We start from the raw sequence: 3,462 nt of genomic DNA, 5'->3' as shown, positions 1-3,462 counted from the left end.
GCACTTCTAGCCGGATATATGATTATCCTAACTGAAGTTCGGCAGTTTTTACATACGTGTGATATTTACTCGCTTACGATCAGTCCTGTTAACAAACACCAAACTGGCTTCAGCAACTAAAGAGATGTTCTCAAAAGGCAACCAGTTCCGCTTAACGCAAAAATACCGAGCAATTCGTTAGAATTGCTCGGCACTTTACGCTAATGCTCATCAACTATTAGTACACGCTTTTACTTTTCAAAAATTATGAGTAACAATAATCTATTCTAAAAAGTCTTTCAACTGATTTGAACGAGATGGATGGCGTAGCTTCCGTAAAGCTTTGGCTTCAATTTGGCGAATCCGTTCACGAGTAACACCGAAGACTTTACCAACTTCTTCCAAAGTTCGCGTCCGACCATCATCAAGACCAAAACGCAAGCGCAGGACATTCTCCTCACGATCAGTTAAAGTTTCTAGCACGCTTTCTAATTGTTCTTTCAGTAACTCATATGATGCATGATCTTCAGGACTAGTAGCATCTGAATCTTCAATAAAATCACCTAAATGAGAATCGTCCTCTTCACCAATTGGTGTTTCCAACGAAACTGGTTCTTGAGCAATCTTCAGGATTTCGCGAACTTTTTCAGTTGGCATATCCATTTCAGCACCAATTTCTTCAGGTGTTGGTTCCCGGCCTAAATCCTGTAATAACTGCCGTTGGATCCGAATCAGTTTATTAATGGTCTCGACCATATGGACTGGAATCCGAATCGTCCGTGCTTGATCAGCAATGGCACGGGTAATTGCCTGACGAATCCACCAGGTAGCATAAGTTGAGAACTTGAATCCTTTGCGATAATCAAATTTCTCAACGGCCTTCATCAACCCCATATTACCTTCTTGAATTAAATCAAGGAATTGCATCCCACGGCCAACATATCGTTTAGCGATTGAAACAACCAGCCGTAAGTTGGCTTCAGCCAATTTTTGTTTTGCAACTTGGTCACCTTGTTCAATTTTTAATGCTAAGGCAACTTCTTCCTTGGCATTTAACAAGGAAACCCGGCCGATTTCTTTAAGATACATCCGAACGGGATCGTTAATCTTAACACCAGTAGGTGCTGATAAGTTTTGTAAATCCTTTTTAGTGACTTTTTTAACCTGCTTCAAAGAACGGACAGCCGGCTCACCGTTCTTATCAACGATTGCGAACCCTTTATCCTCAATTTGTTGCATTAATTCATCAACCGCTTCATCTTCTAAAGAATAAGGCTGGATTAATTTGCTAACTAACTCATCATCTGTGATTTGTTTATCAGCCTTATGTTCTGCAACCAATTCTTTAACGGCTGTTTCTAATTTTTTAGTTGGTGTTGTTGCTTCTTTTTTTTGTGCCATTCTGCTGCCCCCATTTAATTCGTTATGTTTTAAGAGTTTGTCAGCTGTCGCTTGAGATTTAGCATTTCACTAAACCATTGCGCCGCCGCTTGATCATCACCAATATTACTGGCGTTCTTAACCTTCAGTTGGGCTTGACGTAGCTGAGCCTGCAACTGGGCTTGATTAATATTGCGACGGTAATCAGCAACTTCTTCATCAGATACTTCATCTGGTAAATCAAGCATTTCAATCCCCATTAGGAGACTAACTTCATCACTACTAAGTTGATCCGTAAAGCCAGCAATTGAATGACTGCCCTCTTGGCGAAGATAAGCCACCCAGGAAGTAAACAATTTTTGAATTTGTGGCTCATTGAATTGAAACTGTTCATCACTAGTTAATTGTAACAGAACATTCTCTTGATGAATGGCCAAATGCAAAAGTCGTCGCTCCGAAATCGCCGCTCGATCCAGTTTCACATTTAATGCTGGTGTCGGCACTTCGCGGTCTTCGTTTTGCGTCTGCTGTTGTTGCCGTTGCGTGGCTCGTTGTTTCTGGGCATACTTCACACGCGCAGTTTCAAACTCATTTTTCAACGCGGTTAAATCCAATTGGGTTTCATTGGCCACTTGCTGTAAATATAATTCTTGCTCAACACTTGAATCAATCGTGACAATGTCCTGCAACGCTGCTTGTACATATGCCAAACGATCGCCATCAAGGTTTAAATTATAATCACTACGCAAGTGCTGTAATTGAAAAGCAATTGGCGTTAATACATTTTGACTAAGCTGCTTTTGAAAGGCAGCGGCGCCATGTGCCTTCACAAATTCATCGGGATCTTGCTTATCCGGCAAACTAATAATGCCAACTTCAAAGGATTCATTTTTCAACAACTTCAAAGCTTCTGCAGTGGCTTTTTGTCCAGGCTCATCGCCATCATAACAGACAATCAGCTTTTGTGCCGCTCGCGAAAGCAAATATAACTGTTGACTAGTTAAACTCGTCCCCATTGAGGCCACGCCATTAGTAACGCCAGCCTTATAGGCACTGATCACATCCATGAAACCTTCGAATAAAATCGCGGTTTTGCTTTCCCGAATTGACTGTTTAGCTTGTGAGAAATGATAAAGTGTCTCGCGCTTTTGAAACAGCTGAGTTTCTGGCGAGTTCAAATATTTGGGTTCATTCTCACTTGCAGTTAAAATCCGCCCAGAAAAAGCAATCACTTGACCATTTTGGTTGGTAATCGGGAACATGACCCGATTACGAAACCGATCAATTAAGCGACCATCATTGGTTTGGACAAATAAACCTGACCGAACTAATAATTCACGGGCCACTTGGTGACTGGTAAAATAATCCAGTAAAACATTACCCTGATTTGGGGCAAAACCAAGACTAAATTCATCAATGACCTCAGCAGCTAGCTCCCGATTTTGCAGGTAAGCTAATGCAGGTTCACCAACTTTAGTCTTTAACAAAATATGCGTATATAACACTTGTGCTTGTGTGTATAGCCCTTGCAACTGACTATTCAGTGAATTTTGGACGGAGTCTCTGCTCTGCACCACTGCTTCTGGCAAGGGAATACCACTAAACTGTGCTACCTTAATGACTGCTTCTGGAAAGGAAATTTGCTCCAATTCCATTAAGAACTTAAAGACATTCCCACCACGGTGACAGCTAAAGCAGTTGAAAATCTGCTTCTCCTCATTCACCGAGAAAGAAGGTGTACGTTCTTCATGAAAAGGGCATAACCCAAACAAGTTTTTTCCTTGTTTGTGCAGCTGAACAGTCTGGCTAACGACATCAACAATGTTGGTTTTGTTTCGGACTTCTTCAATATAAGCTTCCGGGATTCTAGTGGCCATCATGTTCACATCCCTTCTCAAACATAAGCAAGAAATAGGCTGACAGATTGCGCCAACGTCAGCCTACACACAGTTATACAACATATAATCTAACATAAAACAGACTGTCGTGCAATAAGTTTGCTTTTAAAAAGTTAGTTTTCATCGCCGGATTTAAAATTGAAGTGCAACACCTAAATGACTAGACCAAAAAGGCCATGAAGACCTATTCTTATAGTTACCACAC

The 3,462-nt window shown here is 41.2% G+C and carries 2 protein-coding genes; both read right to left on the bottom strand.

The annotated features are described in order from the left end of the window. Positions 1-261 precede the first annotated feature (261 nt). Complete coding sequence (gene rpoD / locus EKM81_RS10965; RefSeq protein ID WP_125651596.1) at positions 262-1,380, bottom strand: RNA polymerase sigma factor RpoD; 1,119 nt, start codon at positions 1,378-1,380, stop codon at positions 262-264. Positions 1,381-1,409: 29 nt separating this feature from the next. Then, positions 1,410-3,239, bottom strand: coding sequence for a DNA primase (dnaG, locus tag EKM81_RS10960; RefSeq protein ID WP_125651594.1), 1,830 nt, complete (start codon positions 3,237-3,239; stop codon positions 1,410-1,412). Positions 3,240-3,462: the final 223 nt, after the last annotated feature.

The organism is Lapidilactobacillus gannanensis (assembly GCF_003946675.1).
In the GTDB taxonomy this organism is placed as follows: domain Bacteria; phylum Bacillota; class Bacilli; order Lactobacillales; family Lactobacillaceae; genus Lapidilactobacillus; species Lapidilactobacillus gannanensis.
The sequence above is the reverse complement of the archived record's forward strand: the minus strand, read 5'-3'. Positions and strand labels throughout refer to the sequence as shown.

Coding starts and splice junctions, on each gene's coding strand:
- rpoD (WP_125651596.1), bottom strand. CDS start 1,380: ATGGCACAAAAAAAAGAAGCAACAACACCAACTAAAAAATTAGAAACA.
- dnaG (WP_125651594.1), bottom strand. CDS start 3,239: ATGATGGCCACTAGAATCCCGGAAGCTTATATTGAAGAAGTCCGAAAC.